The sequence below is a fragment of the Arthrobacter sp. CAL618 genome (genome assembly GCF_000468215.1).
GTDB lineage: Bacteria > Actinomycetota > Actinomycetes > Actinomycetales > Micrococcaceae > Arthrobacter_D.
This window is the reverse complement of the sequence record NZ_ASZW01000264.1, coordinates 1-1,583: the sequence shown is the minus strand read 5'-3', so window position 1 is coordinate 1,583 and position 1,583 is coordinate 1. Positions and strand designations below refer to the sequence as shown.

The 1,583-nt window shown below is 66.6% G+C and carries 2 protein-coding genes and 1 pseudogene; all 3 read left to right on the top strand.

Annotated elements, in window-relative coordinates; genetic code table 11:
* On the top strand, positions 1 to 571 hold a 571-nt coding region (locus K728_RS19760; RefSeq protein WP_193353946.1), incomplete at its 5' end, for an acetate--CoA ligase family protein.
* A 90-nt stretch (positions 572 to 661) separates the two neighbouring features.
* Positions 662 to 1,336 carry a DUF5998 family protein gene (locus K728_RS0116130; RefSeq protein ID WP_019481102.1) on the top strand — a complete coding sequence of 225 codons (675 nt, stop codon included), beginning with the start codon at positions 662 to 664 and terminating at the stop codon, positions 1,334 to 1,336.
* Positions 1,337 to 1,342: 6 nt separating this feature from the next.
* A pseudogene (locus tag K728_RS19755) lies at positions 1,343 to 1,583 on the top strand (alkaline phosphatase family protein); the annotation flags it as partial.

The following is a 1,583-nucleotide window of genomic DNA, read 5'->3' as shown; positions in this document are numbered from 1 at the left end:
GCTCGGGTGGCCGGTGGTCATCAAAACCGTCGACGAACATCTACGGCACCGCCTCGACCTTGGGGGCGTCCGGTTGAACATCGAGGACGCAGAATCCCTCCGCCAGAACATTTCGCAGATGGAGAAGGTCCTAGCACCCTTCGGAGTCAGCGGAATGGAGGTGCAGTCCATGGCGCCCTCCGGACAGGCCTGTACGCTCCGCGCAATTGAAGATCCCCTGCTGGGGCCGGTGCTGTCCTTCGGACTGGCAGGCGACGCCGTCGACCTTCTCGATGACTGGGCGCACAGCATCCCGCCGCTATCCGCCGTCGACGTTTCCGATCTGGTCCGCGGCCCGCGCGCATCCCGCAAACTGTTTGGCTACCAGGGCCTGCCGGCGACCGACATCGCCGCGATCGAAAACCTGATCAGCCGGGTGGCTGTCCTCAAGGACCACCACCCGGAGATCGCTTTGCTTGAGTTCAACCCGGTGCTGGTCTCGGCCACCGGACTGGTCATCCTCAGCACCGACATTATGGTCGGCAACCCGCAGCGTCGCACCGACAGTGCACGACGGGCCATGCGGGACTAACGACGACGCCGGCCGCCGTCCTGGGTGAACGGCGCGCCCTACCGGTCGCCGGGTTAGGTGGCGGGTGCCCGGGTGGGGGAAACTGGAGGTATGACATCGCTTTCCGCTGAACGCCGCAGCCTCGACGCCTCCCTGGAACGGGCAGGATTTTATCCGCGCCTGGTGGCAGACACGGTGCACGACGCCCTTGACGGTCGGGAACCGCTCTCCCATGTGGTGCACCTCGAAACCCACTTCGAACGCAACGAGGTTCACCGCCATATCACCGTGCTGGTTCTCACCGAGGACATGCTGGTGATCACCCACGTCGACGACCAGCAGCTGGACGAGGACGGGCAGCAGATGATGGCCCAGGTTTCCACCGAGTCCGTCCCGGTCAGCCAGATCCGCTCAGTGGTCCTCAGCTACCTCTACGCCCAGCCCCAGGACTACAAGCCTTCCGACCAGGCTCGGGAGCTGACCCTCGCCATTGCCTGGTCCGGCGGGCAGCGCCTGGACATGGGTCCGGCCGGGTGCAGCGACCCCCAGTGCGACGCCGACCACGGGTACACCGGCACCATTTCCCAGGAAGACATCGTGCTGCGCGTCAGCGCTGAGGCCGACGGTATGCAGGCGGTCCAGAACGCGAAATCATTCGCCAGGGCCCTGCGGAAGGTAAACACAGCCAACCCGGTGATGCCGGGTGCCGGCAGCACCGTCAGCCCGACGCCGCGCAGGCAGCCCGGCCTCGGCGCCCGCTTCAGCCGAACCCACCACCAGGGCTAGCCGCTGGTGGAATCTCTGACCGAACACCGGGAGCCTCTTCCGGCGGCGCCGCCCTATGGGCGCAGCACCGTCGCCGAGGTCTTCACCAGCGCGGCGGCGGCCCTGGGACTGGACTCAGCGTCCGGCCCCTTCCTCAACGCCCTGGGCTTGCCCACGGCCTCACGAGTGTGTGTGGTGGTGGTCGACGGGCTCGGCTCCTCATTGCTGAAGAAACGCGGCGGTCACGCACCGTTCCTGCGCCGTCATC